This is a genomic window from Mesorhizobium sp. B2-2-3 (assembly GCF_006442405.1).
GTDB lineage: Bacteria > Pseudomonadota > Alphaproteobacteria > Rhizobiales > Rhizobiaceae > Mesorhizobium.
Genome location: NZ_VFWC01000014.1, coordinates 59703 through 75028, shown reverse-complemented (window position 1 = coordinate 75028; position 15326 = coordinate 59703). Strand labels below are relative to the sequence as shown.

At 62.4% G+C, this 15326-nt stretch carries 18 protein-coding genes and 1 tRNA gene; 6 read left to right on the top strand and 13 right to left on the bottom strand.

Features of this window, described 5'->3' with window-relative positions; translation table 11 throughout:
• Positions 1-306 precede the first annotated feature (306 nt).
• From FJ951_RS23550 to FJ951_RS23530, 5 genes are all read right to left on the bottom strand, one after another.
• Positions 307-618 carry a PilZ domain-containing protein gene (locus FJ951_RS23550; RefSeq protein WP_140493741.1) on the bottom strand — a complete coding sequence of 104 codons (312 nt, stop codon included), beginning with the start codon at positions 616-618 and terminating at the stop codon, positions 307-309.
• Between the two features lie 107 nt (positions 619-725).
• A complete protein-coding gene (locus tag FJ951_RS23545) occupies positions 726-1214 on the bottom strand; it encodes an NUDIX hydrolase (RefSeq protein ID WP_140517665.1) in 489 nt (162 codons plus the stop codon).
• A 209-nt stretch (positions 1215-1423) separates the two neighbouring features.
• The gene (gpt, locus tag FJ951_RS23540; protein WP_140493737.1) at positions 1424-1924 is read right to left on the bottom strand and encodes a xanthine phosphoribosyltransferase; all 501 of its coding nucleotides are present in this window, start codon (positions 1922-1924) and stop codon (positions 1424-1426) included.
• 113 nt (positions 1925-2037) lie between these two features.
• Positions 2038-2871: a universal stress protein gene (locus FJ951_RS23535; RefSeq protein ID WP_140493736.1), complete on the bottom strand. Its 834-nt coding sequence runs from the start codon at positions 2869-2871 to the stop codon at positions 2038-2040.
• Between the two features lie 81 nt (positions 2872-2952).
• The gene (locus FJ951_RS23530; RefSeq protein WP_140517664.1) at positions 2953-3696 is read right to left on the bottom strand and encodes a competence/damage-inducible protein A; all 744 of its coding nucleotides are present in this window, start codon (positions 3694-3696) and stop codon (positions 2953-2955) included.
• A 174-nt stretch (positions 3697-3870) separates the two neighbouring features.
• Here FJ951_RS23530 and wrbA point away from each other — a divergent pair, with 174 nt between their 5' ends.
• Positions 3871-4470, top strand: coding sequence for an NAD(P)H:quinone oxidoreductase type IV (gene wrbA, locus FJ951_RS23525; RefSeq protein WP_140517663.1), 600 nt, complete (start codon positions 3871-3873; stop codon positions 4468-4470).
• Between the two features lie 171 nt (positions 4471-4641).
• Positions 4642-4938 carry a hypothetical protein gene (locus FJ951_RS23520; protein WP_140494988.1) on the top strand — a complete coding sequence of 99 codons (297 nt, stop codon included), beginning with the start codon at positions 4642-4644 and terminating at the stop codon, positions 4936-4938.
• Between the two features lie 108 nt (positions 4939-5046).
• Here FJ951_RS23520 and FJ951_RS23515 read toward each other — a convergent pair whose 3' ends face one another.
• From FJ951_RS23515 to FJ951_RS23505, 3 genes are all read right to left on the bottom strand, one after another.
• Positions 5047-5286: a DUF2188 domain-containing protein gene (locus tag FJ951_RS23515; RefSeq protein ID WP_140493732.1), complete on the bottom strand. Its 240-nt coding sequence runs from the start codon at positions 5284-5286 to the stop codon at positions 5047-5049.
• Positions 5287-5316: 30 nt separating this feature from the next.
• The gene (locus FJ951_RS23510) at positions 5317-5595 is read right to left on the bottom strand and encodes a DUF982 domain-containing protein (protein ID WP_140517662.1); all 279 of its coding nucleotides are present in this window, start codon (positions 5593-5595) and stop codon (positions 5317-5319) included.
• A gap of 131 nt (positions 5596-5726) precedes the next feature.
• The gene (locus tag FJ951_RS23505) at positions 5727-6830 is read right to left on the bottom strand and encodes an NADH:flavin oxidoreductase/NADH oxidase (protein WP_140517661.1); all 1104 of its coding nucleotides are present in this window, start codon (positions 6828-6830) and stop codon (positions 5727-5729) included.
• Between the two features lie 153 nt (positions 6831-6983).
• Here FJ951_RS23505 and FJ951_RS23500 point away from each other — a divergent pair, with 153 nt between their 5' ends.
• Together FJ951_RS23500 and FJ951_RS23495 are read left to right on the top strand one after the other, a co-directional pair.
• On the top strand, positions 6984-7562 hold the full coding sequence (locus FJ951_RS23500) for an NUDIX domain-containing protein (protein WP_140517660.1): 579 nt from the start codon (positions 6984-6986) through the stop codon (positions 7560-7562).
• A 134-nt stretch (positions 7563-7696) separates the two neighbouring features.
• Positions 7697-7782 (top strand) — tRNA-Leu (locus FJ951_RS23495).
• 173 nt (positions 7783-7955) lie between these two features.
• Here FJ951_RS23495 and FJ951_RS23490 read toward each other — a convergent pair.
• Positions 7956-8255, bottom strand: a complete 300-nt coding sequence (locus FJ951_RS23490) for a DUF1236 domain-containing protein (RefSeq protein WP_140493726.1) — start codon at positions 8253-8255, stop codon at positions 7956-7958.
• Positions 8256-8735: 480 nt separating this feature from the next.
• Between FJ951_RS23490 and FJ951_RS23485 the strand changes: the two genes are divergently transcribed.
• Positions 8736-8972: a hypothetical protein gene (locus FJ951_RS23485; RefSeq protein ID WP_140517659.1), complete on the top strand. Its 237-nt coding sequence runs from the start codon at positions 8736-8738 to the stop codon at positions 8970-8972.
• 172 nt (positions 8973-9144) lie between these two features.
• Here the strand turns inward: FJ951_RS23485 and FJ951_RS23480 are convergent, their stop codons facing one another.
• Together FJ951_RS23480 and FJ951_RS23475 are read right to left on the bottom strand one after the other, a co-directional pair.
• Complete coding sequence (locus tag FJ951_RS23480; protein WP_140517658.1) at positions 9145-9435, bottom strand: hypothetical protein; 291 nt, start codon at positions 9433-9435, stop codon at positions 9145-9147.
• 658 nt (positions 9436-10093) lie between these two features.
• Positions 10094-10759 (bottom strand): outer membrane protein, encoded by a 666-nt coding sequence (locus FJ951_RS23475; protein ID WP_140517657.1) that lies wholly within the window; start codon positions 10757-10759, stop codon positions 10094-10096.
• A gap of 185 nt (positions 10760-10944) precedes the next feature.
• Between FJ951_RS23475 and ade the strand changes: the two genes are divergently transcribed.
• A complete protein-coding gene (gene ade, locus FJ951_RS23470; protein ID WP_140493720.1) occupies positions 10945-12756 on the top strand; it encodes an adenine deaminase in 1812 nt (603 codons plus the stop codon).
• A 21-nt stretch (positions 12757-12777) separates the two neighbouring features.
• Here the strand turns inward: ade and FJ951_RS23465 are convergent, their stop codons facing one another.
• On the bottom strand, positions 12778-13938 hold the full coding sequence (locus FJ951_RS23465) for an alpha/beta hydrolase (protein ID WP_140517656.1): 1161 nt from the start codon (positions 13936-13938) through the stop codon (positions 12778-12780).
• A gap of 142 nt (positions 13939-14080) precedes the next feature.
• Positions 14081-15154, bottom strand: coding sequence for an alpha/beta hydrolase (locus tag FJ951_RS23460; RefSeq protein ID WP_140493715.1), 1074 nt, complete (start codon positions 15152-15154; stop codon positions 14081-14083).
• Positions 15155-15326 lie beyond the last annotated feature (172 nt).

Here is a 15326-nt window from a genome sequence, read left to right as displayed (position 1 = left end):
AACAGGCGGAAATGTGGGGAAAAACGCACATAATCCGGGAAAAAGACCGGGCTCAGAACTTTCCGGTCGCGCTCTCAACAGGAGCGCATGGCCTATAAAAGGCGACTCGTTTTGCGCCGTCAAGGATTCGTTTGCGTAGCTTTTGTGACCTCAACATCTTGTGTGTCACACATGTGGATAACGGGGATAGAATGGAGCTGCCGCGGTAGCCCCCGGCCGAGGGGACAAAGACGCGCTTGTCAGGCTTCGCGACGGCTCCGGGGCGTGATCCAGGCACAGACCATCTGGCGCATCCGGCGTCGCGGATCAGCCGTAATGCGTCCTGGGCTTCGGCTCGGTTCCGGTGAAGTGCACCCCGATCCGGCCGTTGCGGCGCCAGCGGACCTCGCATCGATAGCCGATGCCGTCGACGGGCACATAGAGAAGGAAATGATCCGGAATCGTTGCTTCGGGCGGAACCTTGAGTTCGGCGCCACCTTCATTTTGATTGCGCAGCGTGCAGCCAACTTCCGAATTCGAGATGCCCGTGATGATCGTGCCGCCCTTGAGCACGCGCTGGCGATGCTCGCGCTTGTGCTCGTCGGATCTCTCTGGATTGGGATTTGCGGGATTTGTCATCGGTAAAACGCCAGGATCGGATCAGATCCTATTACGTCTTCATTAGAAAAGCATTCACGCCGCAGGCGCCCCCGTCCGAGCTGCTTGGTGGCGCGGCCGGTCCCGGTTCAGGCAAACCGACGCGGGTCGGCGCAGAAATAGGCGATGATTTGGCAAAGATCCGGTTCGTTGACCATGCGCACCGCTTCGCTCGAATTGACCCATTTGCGGGTGCGGGAGCGTTTTTCCTTCCAATGGTCGGCGACCTTGTCGACATGCAGCGGGAACACCAATACCTCGCATGGCACTTCCTCGCCGGAGGCCAGGGCCTTGGCGTAGAAGTAGCGGCCGGCCTCGAGATGCGAGATCGTCCCGCGCAGTCCGGCTTCCTCGACAGCCTCGCGCGCCGCGGCTTCGCAAAGCGGCTCCCTGGCTTCAGGCCAGCCCTTCGGAAGCACCCAGCGGCCGGTATCGCGGCTGGTAATCAGCATGATCTCGACGCTGTTTCCGGTTTCGCGCCAGGGCAGGGCGGCTACCTGCAGACGGCACGGCGCGGTGCCGAAGAGTCGCCGGACCCTTTCGGCCAGATGGTTGTGCGTCGTTGGCCTCGTCAGCATCGGAGAAGCTAGCCCCAGCCTCCAGAATCGTTTGCCGTCTCACGAATCTTACGGCTAATTATCGGCAATAAAAGTAAAAACTTTCATCAGGATGGCCGATTTTCGCCAATAGACGCCGATTTCCGCGCGCCAGCCAGCCTCGCGAGACCCTTTGCCTAGTGGATGAGACTTCCCTGCGGCTCGATTTGCAGCAGGTTGCTTGCCGCGAATCAGCCGGCGTGATCGTCGGCGATCGGCTTCTGGTAGGTGAAGCCCATGTCCCAGGGAAAATAGATCCAGGTATCCTGACTGACCTCGGTGACGAAAGTATCGACCAGCGGCCGCCCCTTCGGTTTGGCGTAGACGGTGGCGAAATGCGCCTTCGGCATCATGGCGCGCACGATGCCAGCCGTCTTGCCGGTGTCGGTCAGGTCGTCGATAATCAGCACGCCCGCGCCGTCGTCGGCAAGCAGGGCCGGCGTGACCTCCTTCAGCACCTGCAGCTGACCCTGGCTGCTGTAGTCATGATAGGAGGCGACGCAGACCGTCTCGATAACGCGTATGCCAAGCTCCCGCGAGATGATCGCCGCCGGCACGAGGCCGCCGCGCGTGATGCAGACGATCGCTTTCCATTGCGCCTTGTTGGTGCCGGCAAGCCGCCAGGCGAGCGCGCGCGCATCGCGGTGGAACTGGTCCCAGGAGACCGGAAAGGCTTTTTCGGGAAGGGACATCTTTCGCGCACTCCGCAGCACGCGCGGTCGCGCGCAGAAAACAGGGGAATGCGCGCGGAAGTAACTGGAAAACCTCGCGCTTGGCAAGAGCGGCCGCAAACGACACTGTGAACTTACCGCGACAGGAAAGCCGCCACCGGCGCGGTGCGCAGCACGGAGCGCGTCACTCCGCCGAACAAGAGCTGGCGCAGCCACGAGTGGCTGTAGGCGCCAAGCACCAGCAAATCGGCGCCGGTCTCCGCGATCCTGGTCTGGATCACCTCGTCGACCGAGGTGCCGCCCGATCTCTGCACCGAGACACTCACGCTGGCGCCATGACGCGACAAGGCGGAAGCGATTTCCGCTCCGGCGGCCTCGGGGCGTTCATCGAGCGTGTCCGGCGGATCGATGACCAGAATGTCGGTTTTGTCGGCCTCGATGATGAAGGGCAGCGCATCGAAGGCGGCGCGTGCGGCCTCCTTGCTGCCGTTCCAGGCAAGCAGCACACGCTTGAAGGTGGTGATCAGCGGACCCAGGTGCGGCACTACCAGCACCGGCCGTCCGGCGTCGTAGACCAGTGTGTCGACGTCGGCGCTCGCATCGCCGCCCGTCTCGCGCTGCGCGGCGATGATCAGGTCGGCGGCACGCACGCTTGAAATGCCGGTCAGGGCGCTGTCGCCGGAAAAACTCTCCAGGCTGTGCCATTCGAAGGACAGGCCGGAATTCTCGATATGCCTGAGAAACGCGGCCCGCAGCTTTTCGGCCCGTTCGCGGTTCATGTCGGCCGAAACCTGCAGGAACTCGGTGTCGGGAAAGCCGGTGGCCGACGTGTAGGGCACCGGAAGCGCTTCGGCGTGGATGCCGATCAGATGGCTCTGGAAGCGGCCGGCAAGCGGAATGGCGAAGTCGAGCACGCGCTCCGCGTCCTGCTCGTTCTGCAGAATGGCGACGATGGTCTTGAAGCGCATGGTGATCCCCTCATTTTGCGAGCGATCCGCCCGCGGCAAGGAAACGTCGCCGCGTTGTGCTTGGTTCCGGCCTGGACCGGATCAGCTCGCGCTGCTGGCAAAGCCGGCCACCATCGCCTCGACATCGGCGCGCGCGGCGTCCAGGGCCTGCTGGCTGCGGGCACGGACCACCAGTTCGGTCCAGAACTTGCCGTCGCCGTATTTCGGATAGGAGCCGATGATCGTGTCCGGATGCGCTTTCTGGATCTCGCCCAGCGGCCCGCCGACGAGACCTTCGCCGAACGGGCAATGCACCGCTGCCGACAGCATTTTCGTGCCGGCTTTCAGCGTCGGCACGACATTGTCGAGCATGGCCTGGAAGATCGAGGGCACGCCCGCCATCACGTGGACATTTCCGATGCGGAATCCGGGCGCGACCGACACCGGATTGTCGATATGGTCGGCGCCGCGCGGCATTCGGGCCATGCGCTTGCGGGCCTCGGTGTATTCGATGCCGCGAGCGGCATAGCTTGCTTCCAGCAGGGCATAGGCCTTGGCATCGTATTCGCACGGCACGCCGAAGGCCTTGGCAATCGAATCGGCTGTGATGTCGTCATGGGTCGGGCCGATGCCGCCGGTTGTGAACACATAGGTATAGCGGGCCCGCACCGCATTTACCGCGGCGACAATCTCGTCTTCCTCATCGGGAACGATGCGCACCTCCTTCAGGTCGATGCCGATGGCCGTCATGATGTCAGCCAGATGGCCGATATTCCTGTCCTTGGTGCGGCCGGACAGGATCTCATCGCCGATGACGAGCATGGCGGCGGTAACGATTTCGGACATCGATGGCTCCGGCAAAAACGGGTCGCCTGAAATAGCGCGGCACGCGGCCAGCGGCAATGCCATCCGACCGGTGAACAAACTGTGCCCGCATACGCGGTATTCCCCGAATATTGGCGCCCTAAGTACCCTGGCGTGGCTGGGGCGGGCGAGGATCATCACGTCAAGGAGACGCAAATGGCGAAAGTACTTGTTCTCTACTATTCGAGCTGGGGTCACATGGAGCAGATGGCCAAGGCCGCAGCCGAAGGCGCGCGCGAAGCCGGTGCCGAGGTGACCATCAAGCGCGTCGCCGAACTCGTGCCCGAAGCGGTCGCCAAGGCCGCCCACTACAAGCTCGACCAGGAAGCGGCGATCGCCAGCCCGCTGGAACTGAGCGACTATGACGCGATCATCGTCGGCGCCTCGACGCGTTACGGAATGATGTGCGCGCAACTGAAGAACTTCTTCGACCAGACCGGCCCGCTATGGGTCAAGGGCGCGCTGATCAACAAGATCGGCTCGGTGATGTCTTCGACCGCGACCCAGCACGGCGGCGCGGAACTGGCGCTGATCAGCACCCAGGCCATGCTTCAGCACCACGGCATGATCATCGTTCCCCTGTCCTATGCCTATCAGGCTCAGATGGGCAACGATGTCGTGCGTGGGGGGGCGCCCTACGGCATGACCACCACAAGCGACAGCGACGGTTCGCGCCAGCCTTCGGCGCAGGAACTCGAAGGCGCGAAGTTCCAGGGCGGGCGCGTCGCCGAAATCGCCGCGAAGCTGCACGGCTGATCGTTGTGCCGCCGGTGCCTGCCGGCGTTGCTCCTGCTGGCGATGCTTGTGGTCCACGCCGTGGATCGTCGCTTCACCGACGCTTCACAAGGAATTCAAGGAACCATTCGGCTGATGACTGGTTTGCCCCGTGTCGCACCCAAGGCGACGAAGACAAAACGGAGTGATCCAATGTACAAAAAACTTTTCGCGGCATTCGTTCTGACGGCCGGTCTTGCCACATCGGCGATGGCGCAGTCGACGGACGGCAGGTATTACAACCATGACAGTTGGTGGAACAATTGGTCGCTGTTCGGCAATGAGGATTCATCAGCCATCGACCAGAGCACCACCGGGAGCATCAACGCATACGGCTCCGGGTTGAGCACCCAAGGCAATACCGGTGGGATGGGCCCATGTGCTCACAACACTCCAGGTCCGGACGCCAATGCTCAAGGCAACGTCAATGACCAGTACTGCGGCAAATAATCAGCCGTAAGTTTCCCTGCTGACCGTAGGGCGTTTTCTCTCCCGACGTCCGCGGTCGGCGCTCCGGGGCGGCCGGCCTTTGGGGCGATCGGGCTTTGGGCTGAAAGATCAGTCGGAAACCTCGGTCTGCGGCCGGTCGCGTCCATCAGCCAGTTCCTCATGCCATTTGCCGTCGGCATCCTCGTACTGGATGCCGTCCGTCGACCCCGCGACCTGCTGCTCGGCAGAAGCGATCTCGGCGGCCCGCAACGCGTCCTGATGCGTGGGAAACGTCTCCGAGAAGGTCGCTCCGACCTTGTAGGCCCAGCCGCCGTCATGCTCGACGATCTTGTAAGTCAGCTTCGCCATCAATAACCTCCGGTTTAAAGGTCCGTCCGCTCAATGCAGGCGGTCGTCGGACAGCTTGTCGTCTGGCACCAGCACTTCCGATTCCTTGGCGGCTTCGATAAGGGCCCGGCGCGCATCCGCTGTCGAACGATAACCTTCCAGCACTTTGAGGCAAGTGTCGAGAGCATCACGATGACGGGGGCCGCGATTGAGCGGCCAAACCGTCATCAGGCACTCCGCCGCCTCCTGGGTACTGCGGATGTGGCGATATTTGCCGACATGGCCGAGTTCGACCACGACCGGTGTTTCAAAAGGCTTGTTGTCCATCATGGCCGCAACGCAAAGCAGTCAATTTGGTTGCAACCGTGTCCTCAGCCTGCGCCCAAACGTCCCAAACCTCCTTGGAAGCTCTATTGCGGCGGTCGTCCGACGACGCGTTCCGCCCTTCTCGGAAGGGTCGCTCAGTCCGCCGCCTTCATCCAGTGCTGCATCGTCGTCACCGAGCGCGCGAGCTGCGGCGCGGGATGGATCGTCTCGCTGAACGTGGCGGCCGCTCGCCACCCCCAGCGCGGGTCGGCGAGGAAGGCGCGCGCCAGCGCAACCATGTCGGCGCGGCCTTCGGCGATGATCGCCTCTGCCTGCTTGGGATCGTCGATCAGACCGACCGCGCGGGTAGGGATGCCGGCGCCCCTGCGCACGGCTTCCGCCAGATGTACCTGATAGCCGGGGCCGGAGGGCAGTTTCTGCAAGGGCGAATTGCCGCCGCTCGAGCAACAGAGATAAGCGACGCCTTCGGCCTTCAGCGCTTTCGCCACTTCGATCGCATCCTCGACGTCGAAACCGCCATCGACCCAATCCTTGACCGACAGCCGGGCGCCCAGCATCAGTTTTGGCGCTGCCTTTTTCACCGCCTTGGCGATCTCGACGACAAGACGCATGCGGTTTTCCAGCGAGCCGCCCCAGCTGTCCGTGCGTTGGTTGGAGAGCGGCGACAGGAACTGGAAGATCAGGTAGCCGTGCGCCGCGTGCAGCTCGATGAAGTCGAAGCCCGCGCGTTCGGCCCGCCTCGCCGCCTCGGCGAACCGCTCGATGAGCTGGAGGATCTCCTCTTCCTCCAGCGCTCGCGGCACGTTCCAGCCGGTATCGTAGGCGATTGCCGAAGCCGAGACGGTCTGCCAGGGATCCTCGTTCGGCTGCAGCGGTCCGCCGCCCTCCCAAGGCTTGCGGTTCGAGGCCTTGCGGCCGGCATGGGCAAGCTGAGTGCCGAATTTGGTGCCGGGTGCGGCCACGCGCCTTGCTGCGTCCAGGGCGCGGCGCGCAGCGGCTTCATTGTCTTCGGAATAGAGGCCGAGGCAGCCATGGCTGATGCGGCCACGCCGCTCGACATCGGTCATCTCGACCGTCACCATGCCGGCGCCGGACATTGCCAGGTTCATCCAGTGGTGGAGATGCCAGTCGCTCGCCGAGCCGTCCTCGGCCGAATACTGGCACATCGGCGCGACGGCGATGCGGTTGGGAAAGCTCAAGCCATCGAGCGTGATCGGCTGGAAAAGCGATGTGGTCATGAACGAAACTCCGGGAATAGGATGCGCTATTTAGGCGATCGATCGCCGCCATGCCACACACGAGAGAGTGAAATGCTTGCTGGACCAACCGCTGCCCCGATTGCGTGAACGCTGGTTCGCGGCTACGCCTCCCGGGCAACGTGGAGGCAGCCGATGGAAGATCGTATCCGCATCCGTTCTGAAGAAATCCTATCCGACGACTGGGCGGTTCTGAAGAAGACCGTCCTCGACTACCGTCGCCGCGACGGACAATGGGAGACACAAATCCGCCAGACTTACGATCGCGGCGATGGCGCGGTGATCCTGCCCTATGATCCCCATCGTTCGACCGTGCTCCTGGTGCGCCAGTTCCGCTATCCCGCCTATGTCACCGGCCACCGCGAGCCGCTGGTCGAGGCCTGCGCGGGACTGCTCGACGAAAACGATCCGGAGACCTGCATCCGCAAGGAGGCGGAGGAAGAGCTCGGCTATCGGCTGAACCATGTGGAGCGGCTGTTTTCGCCCTACATGAGCCCAGGCAGCGTCACCGAGCGGCTCTGGTTCTTCACCGCCCTCTATTCGCCCGCCGACCGCATTTCGGCCGGTGGCGGCGCAGCGGACGAAGGCGAGGACATCGAGGTGCTGGAAATGCCGCTCGACGAGGCTCTGGCCGGCATTGCCGATGGCCGCATCATCGACGCCAAGACCATCATCCTGATCCAGCATCTGAAGCTCCATCCGATCGCTGTTTGACCGATACCGGTCGCCCCTGCGGGACGAAGAATCGGTGCGGGGCGAATGAAAACGAACGTGTTTTGCACAACGCTTTTTTGGGACTGCATGGCCCTAATTGACGAGATCGCCTAGGTAGTTGAAACGAAAGGCGCGCGGACGTGGCGGAATTGGTAGACGCAAGGGACTTAAAATCCCTCGATCTCTGATCGTACGGGTTCGATTCCCGTCGTCCGCACCACCTTAACTCTACTTCAATGCTCTGCAGAGCCTAGCCGCCACCAACGGGTGCCACCCGGGTCTTCTAGCGGCGGCTCGGCGACCGTGCGCCGAGGCGCGCCGTCGGCTATGGGCCCTCGGCGAACGTTGCCACGATCCGCCGACCTGAAACGGCGGATCGTGGCGTTCAAGCGCTCACTGGATAATCTTTACGATCTTGCGTGTGCCGGGATCCACGACGACGGTGTGATTGTCCACGACGACATAGCGATATTTGACGTTGGGAATTTCATGAAGCTCGACTGTATCGGGCAGGGCGGTCCCGACATTGAGCTCAACGCCGGGAATCTTGACTGAGGCCAGAGGCTGTTTCTTTACGTATTCTTGTATGACGGTTTCGTCCTGCGGCTGAATGACCACATCCTGTGCGGCGGCGGCACCGATGCCGGCAAGCAGCAGGAATCCCGCTACGACGGTTGTAAGATCGGTTCTCATTGTTGCTTCCTTTCTCTCTCGTTGGGCTTGACGCGAAGCGCGGTGGCGCCCGAAGGATTGCCAGGGTTGGCAAGGGCTCCCAATGCTGGCCATCGATCAGGGGAACCATCGTTCAATGGCCTGTCAGGCAATCGCTCTTAGACGCGTGGGTTCCAAACAACCGTGGGTTTGGGCCTTTTGCGCGCCACGATCTGACTTTGGTCGCATGTTCAATAGGACCCAAGCCCCAGCAGTGGAACCGCCGGTAGGAAGCGTGCGTTGCGTTTGCTAATGATCTTCAACTGGAGGCCGATCATGGCAGCCGGCCCCGCTGTGGTAAATTCTGGCGGCAGCGCTGCCGTGGCCATTGTTCTGGCAGGCGGAAAAAATATTTGGCGTCAAGATTGACGCTCCCAAAGCCAAAGTGCCGTCCGCATCGGCGAATCCGGCAGCTCCGTCGAACGGTGGCTGATGTCAATCCGACGCTTCGTGAGGCAAAGCATGACCCCTGGTTCCATCAAAACTGATGGCCGTGACCGTGTCACAATCCCCGACAACGACAATCACATGGCTGGCGTCGACACCAAGCCGCTCTTGAAAAGTATCCAGAGCGACGATTTTGCTGACGCGCTTTGCGCGAGAGCCGAGCGGTTCGCGACCAAGGTGGTCGTGGCAATGGCGATTTGTTTGACATCGACACTGGTCGCCGGCGTTTATTTTTTACTGGCGCCCTCTTGAGGGACCAGAAGCTCAAGCTGGAGAGCACGACCGGCCTCTCATACCCGGGCTGCGATTAAGCACTCATTTTCAACAGGGAAGACCCGCCTGGCTTCCTTCCCTTGTTGTCGGTCCGCCGCTCGCGGGCACGGCCCGGCAGGGTTGGCGATCAGCCGGGCCGGATTGCACAATATTAGTCGTTGCTGTCGTAGATCACCACTGGGTGACGCCGGTGGTGACGGCGTTCAGTTGAGCCCGTTATGACGACGGTGTCGCGGCGATGATGCCGGCGACCTTGGTCATAGAAAGCCACCGTGCCATGGCGCCGATGATGGAGGCGCTGGCCCTGATCGTTGATCACTGCCACGTGACGGTGATGATGGCGATGGGTTTTGATGACGACGTCGGCTTCTGCCGCCGAAGCGACAACCGGCATTGCAACGAAAACGAGCGCCATGGCACTTGTCAGAAAAATCGCTTTCATAAGTGTTTCTCCATTCCAGATCCCTCGGGGTAGTTTCACGACAGCTCAAGCCGCACGAGATCTCGATTTGAGCTTTCTGCCTGCGAACTGAGCAGGGGGTTGAGGGTGCAATGATGGCAACCCTGCTCTCGTGGGCACATGAAGGACCATTGCTGCACCCGTTCAACAAATGAAAGGAATGCGAGTACGTTCCTTGCAGGAGAGCTGATCGGACCTCTGCTGTAGGTATTCGGACCAAGGTCTTGCTGATGTTCTTGGACCTTCGTCCGCACTTGCGGGTTCGATGGCTCTTTTCTCGCTGCAATTCTTTGAGTGTTCACTGCGCGATCGGGCGCGGGTACTGCGATGGCGGACGCGCGCCTGCGTGCGAGGGCAGGATCATAAACGGCACGCGGCATCAAGTGCTGCGCCGGTGACGTTCAGACAAGCGGGCATGGTGATACTGGTGCGATCACGCAATTCCGCGCGCCGCAGGCAATGATACGGTGTCTGCGCGGCGGATCTGATCCGTCGAGGCCGGCGTCTACCAGGCCCAACCCATCCCCCCGCCCACTGGGGACGCCGGCCCCTCAGTCCTTGGAATTGCCGTAGAATTGCCGTCGCGGACCATGCGAGATCGAGCATGATCCTGCCCGGTGACCGGGCGCGGCGATGGGGCTCAGAACTTGTAGCTCAGATTGATGCCGACCGTATTCAGCTTCACATTCTGGTCGCGATCGAGAAAATCGTCCGGCGCATCAAAATGCTCCTTACTGAAATCATAGTAGCGATACTGCGCCCCGACGACGAACCTGTCGGTCAGCGCATAGTCGACGCCGGCCCCAACCGTCCAGCCTATGCTGGTTCGCGTGTTGTCGAACGAAGTACCGGCATCTTGGGAGGTTTCGATGCCGGCAAAGGCGACGCCGCCGATGCCGTAGATCAGGAACCGATCCATCGCATAGCCGGCCTTGGCATTGATGGAACCGAACCACTTGACATCCGTGCCGAGCAGATTTCCCGCACCCAGTTCTTCGGCGCCCTTTGCCGAGGAATAGTTAAGCTCTGCTTCGGCGCCGAGCACAGCCTCGTCGAATTGCCACAGACCGGCGACATGGCCACCGACGAAACCGCCGTCGAGGTCTGGCGAGGCGGCAAACGGCTCGCCCTCGGTTCCCGAGATGTCGGAACTGCCCCAGCCATAACCGCCTTGCAGGCCGGCATAGTAGCCGGTCCAGTCGAAACCGGGGGCGGTCATCGGCACATCGGCCACAGGTTCGGCTGCGAAAGCCGGTGCGGCCAGAGCGGCAAGAAAACCGACACTTGCAAGCATTAGGCGACGCATCGAACTGCCCGAACGAAGAGCTGGAAGATCCTGGCAGGCACGGTAACCCGATTTGCGGCAAAACGGAATCGCATTTCTGTGCGGCCGATTTACGCTCTCCGTCGGTCTTGGAACAATCGGGAGAAAGTGTGAGGCTGGTCAAAACCGTGGCGGCTTGGCACAGTCGGGCAAACAGGAGTCGCTTCATGGCGAACACGCCGTCGGGCAGCAAACCCAGACCATGGACTGAAATGGCAACGCATCTGGTCGATGTCGCCATGGGCAGGAAACCCGCCGATCTCGTCATCCGCAACGGGCGCTGGGTCAATGTTCACTCCGGCGAGATCGTAGCCGGCACCGACATCGCTATTGCCGGCGGCCGCTTCGCCTATTGCGGTCCGAACGCCGGCCATGCCATCGGGCAGGGCACCAAGGTGGTCGATGCCGGCGGGCGCTATCTGGTGCCCGGCCTTTGCGACGCGCACATGCATGTCGAGAGCGGCATGGTGACGGTGACCGAATTCTGCCGCGCGGTGATCCCGCATGGCACGACTTCGATGTTTATCGATCCGCACGAGATCGCCAATGTGCTCGGCCTGCCCGGCGTGCGGCTGATGCATGACGAGGCCGTCGCCATGCCGATCAACGTGCATGTCCAGATGCCGTCCTGCGTGCCCTCGGCCCCCGGGCTCGAACATGCCGGCGCCGAACTGACGGTCGCCGACGTCGCCGAGGCGATGGGCTGGGAAAATATCATCGGGCTGGGCGAGGTGATGAATTTCCCTGGCGTAGCCGCCAACGATCCTGTGATGTCGGGCGAGATCGCCGCGACCGTGAAAGCCGGCAAGACCGTCGGCGGGCACTATGCCTCGCGCGATCTCGGCCTGCCGTTCCATGGCTATGTCGCCGGCGGCCCGGAGGACGACCATGAGGGCACGCGCGCCGAAGATGCCATCGCCCGCGTGCGCCAGGGTATGAAGGCGATGCTTCGGCTGGGCTCGGCCTGGTACGACGTCGCCTCGCAGATCAAGGCGGTTACCGAGGGCGGCATCGATCCGCGCAATTTCATCCTGTGCACCGACGACAGCCATTCCGGCACCTTGGTTCACCAGGGGCATATGGACCGCGTGGTCCGCCACGCCATCAGCCAGGGCTTGAAACCGGTGACCGCGATCCAGATGGCGACGCTCAACACCGCTCAGCATTTCCGGCTGGAGCGCGAGATCGGATCGATCGCGCCGGGGCGGCTGGCTGACCTTTTAATCGTCTCGGATCTCGCCGAAATGACCATCGACGAGGTCTATGCGCGTGGCGTCAGGCTGGCCAAGGCCGGCAAGCTCGACATCGACATTCCGGTCTACGACTATCCCAAGGCGGCGAAGAACACCGTCAAGCTCGGCAAGAAGCTGAAGGCCCACGATTTCGACATCACGGCACCCAACGGCGCGAACGAAGTCCGGGTCCGGGTCATCGGGGTCATCGAAAATCAGGCACCGACGCGGGCGCTGGAAGCGGATCTCGCCGTCGAGGACGGGCTGGTCGCCATGGATCGCCGCAACGACGTCTGCCAGATCGCGCTGGTCGAGCGCCACAGGGGTACCGGCGGCGTCACCAATGCCTTTGTCTCCGGCTTCGGTTACATCGGCGATTGCGCGATGGCGTCGAGCGTGGCGCATGATGCCCACCACATCATCGTCGTCGGCACCAACAAGCGGGATATGGCGCTGGCGGTCAACCGACTGGGCGAGGTCGGTGGCGGCGTCGTGCTGTTTTCCAAGGGTAAGGAACTGGCACTGGTCGAAATGCCGATCGCCGGGCTGATGTCGGACGAGCGGGCCGAAATCGTCGCGGCCAAGGCCGACAAACTGACCGAGGCCATGCGCCAGATGGGCTGCTCGCTGAACAACGCCTACATGCAGCACTCGCTGCTGGCGCTGGTCGTCATTCCGGAGCTCAGGATTTCCGATGTCGGCCTGATCGACGTGACGACCTTCCAGAAGGTCGACCTCTTCGTATAAGAGCAGTTGCGGTCGCTTCGCTCATCCGCCGGTGGCGATCGTCAGCACCTTGAACGGCGTGGTGATGACGATCTCGGCAACCGAGCCGACGGCCTTGCCGAGGCCTTGGCCGAGATTGTTGAGCTGCACTGGAGGTTCGTCCGACGCCAGGCCGGCCGGGGCCCGCAGCCGGTCGCCGAGCAACTGAACCAGGATCGGATTGTCGGCGAATTTGGCGTGGTTCAGCCGGTCGCCACCCTTGGTCTGGCTGAGATCGACCACAGACACGCCATAGCTGGCCAGATCGGCCGCGTCGCCATAGTCGCCGACGCGGGGCTTGTCGCCCGAGATCAGGGAAGACAGTTTGAGCGCCCGGTCGTCCGCGGAAAGCAGGATGGCGAACGGTTTGTCCGGTTTGCCGTAGCGGATCATCTGTTTCTTGAACACGTCGACGTCGATGTCGGGCGAGGCCAGGATGACATAACCAAGCTTGCCGTCGAGATCGCGGTCGCCGGTGATGGCAAGCTGGCGCAGCGCCTCCATGGTCACCCATGTTCCCATCGAATGGGCGACGATGTCGATGCTCTTAGCCCGCGTCTTGGCCAGCATCCTGAGCGTTGCCTCGAGGTCGTCACGCGCCGCGTTGGCGCTCTCCTTGTCGTAGATGTAGCCCGTCGCCTTGCCGCTCGAGGCCCAGGAGAACAGCACCGGCGTGCCCGGATATTTCGTGTCGTGCGCGATCTGCGTCAGCCGGTAGATGCCGTCGTCGAAACCATTGTTGAACCCGTGCACGAAAACCAGCGCACGGTCGCCGCGCATGGCGATGTCGGCACCGACCGCCTTGGCGAATTGCGGCGCATCCGCATAGAACGCGACATCCTTGGCGGTGAAATCCTTGGCTGGATTGCTGTTGGCAGACCCCCGGACACGCTCGATCATGCCGACCTTGTGACTTTTCGGCACGGTGACGTCGACCCGGGCGAAGCTGGTGGTCAAGGAGCGATCGCCGTCGAATACCTGCCGCGGGTCCTTGGTCGCCTTCTGGCGGGTGGTGGCGACGAATATCTCGTGGGTGGCCGCGATGTCGGACGCGGGTACGGCAACCGTCGTCCTGTTCAGCAGATCGTGCGTGTTTCGGCCGGCGCAGCCTGCGACCAGCAGCGTGAACGCAATGACGACGAAACTCTTCGAATGCACCGTCACACGCCGGCTCCCGCAAAGGAGGACGTCAAACGCGTGACGTCGCTGGATATTTCGATAAGGCCAGAGGCCGGCGCGGTCCAGTTCAAAGTTGGTCGAGTCTGTCGCAAGGCCGAGCGGGCCACGCGAACCCGCGGCGATGCATCTATTGGCCGAGCAGGCTGATGCGGTCGGTCACGTCGCGGTCGCTGGCAAATCCATCGTCTTCGCGCAGCCGTTGGCCGATCATCTTCACCAGCGCGGGATTGTCGGCGAATTTCGTATGGTTGAAACTGTCCGCTCCCTTGATCTTGGAGAGGTCGACGACCGTTACGCCGTAGGATGCAAGGTCGGCGGCGTCCTTGTAGTCGCCGACGCGCGGCCGCGCGCCGGCAATCAGACCGGAGAGCCGGAGCGCGCGGTCATCATCGGACAACAACAGGATGAACGGCTTGTTGGGTTTGCCATAGCGGCGCATCTGGCTCTTGAACACGTCGACATCGATGTCGGGCGATGCGAGCACGACGTCGCCGAGCTTGCCGCCGAGATCACGGTCGCCGGTGATGGCGAGCTGGCGCAGCGTCTCCATGGTCACCCAGGTTCCCATCGAATGGGCGACGATATCGATGCGCCGCGCGCCGGTCTGCGCCAGCATGCGCAACGTCACTTCGAGCTGGTCGCGCGCAGCGCTGGCGCTTTCCTTGTCGTAGACATAGTCGGTGGTCTTGGCGCCGGATGCCCAGGAAAACAGCACGGGTGTGCCGGGATAGCCGGAATCGTGGACGATCTGGGTCAGGCGGTAAACGGCGTCGTCAAAGCCGGTGTTGTAGCCATGGACGAAGACCATGACGCGGTCGCCGCGCGCCGCGATGTCAGCACTTAGCGCATTGGCGAATTTCGGCTGGGTGTCGTAGCCGACGACCTCGGAGGCCATGAAATACTTGGCCGGATCGTTCGACTTGCCGCGCGAGCGGCGTTCGATCTGCCCGGTCTGGTGGATGCCGGGCACGGTGACGTTGACGCGGGCGTAGTTCAGCGTGGCCGATCGCTCGCCGTCGAAGACCTTGTTCGGATCGTCGGATTTCTTGCGCGTGGTGGCGATGAAGATGCTGTGATTGCCGGCGATCTCGGTCACCGGCGCTGCCACGATGGCGCTGCCGAGCAGTTCCTGGGTCTGCTGTCCCGCGCAGCCCGCGACAAGCAAGGCTAGGCCAATGGCAAAAATCGTCTTCAACGGCACGTCTGAAATTCCACTCCGGCCCGAAAAGGCCAATCGCCTCCGCAAGTCTCCCCCGACAGCGCAAGTGCGGCGGAAGTAAGTCGTGCCCAGCCGAAAAGCGGTCGGCGTCTCGCGACCGCCGCCGCAGTGTTGCACGAAAGCCAGACTGCATCAGGGCGAGCCCCGACGGGCC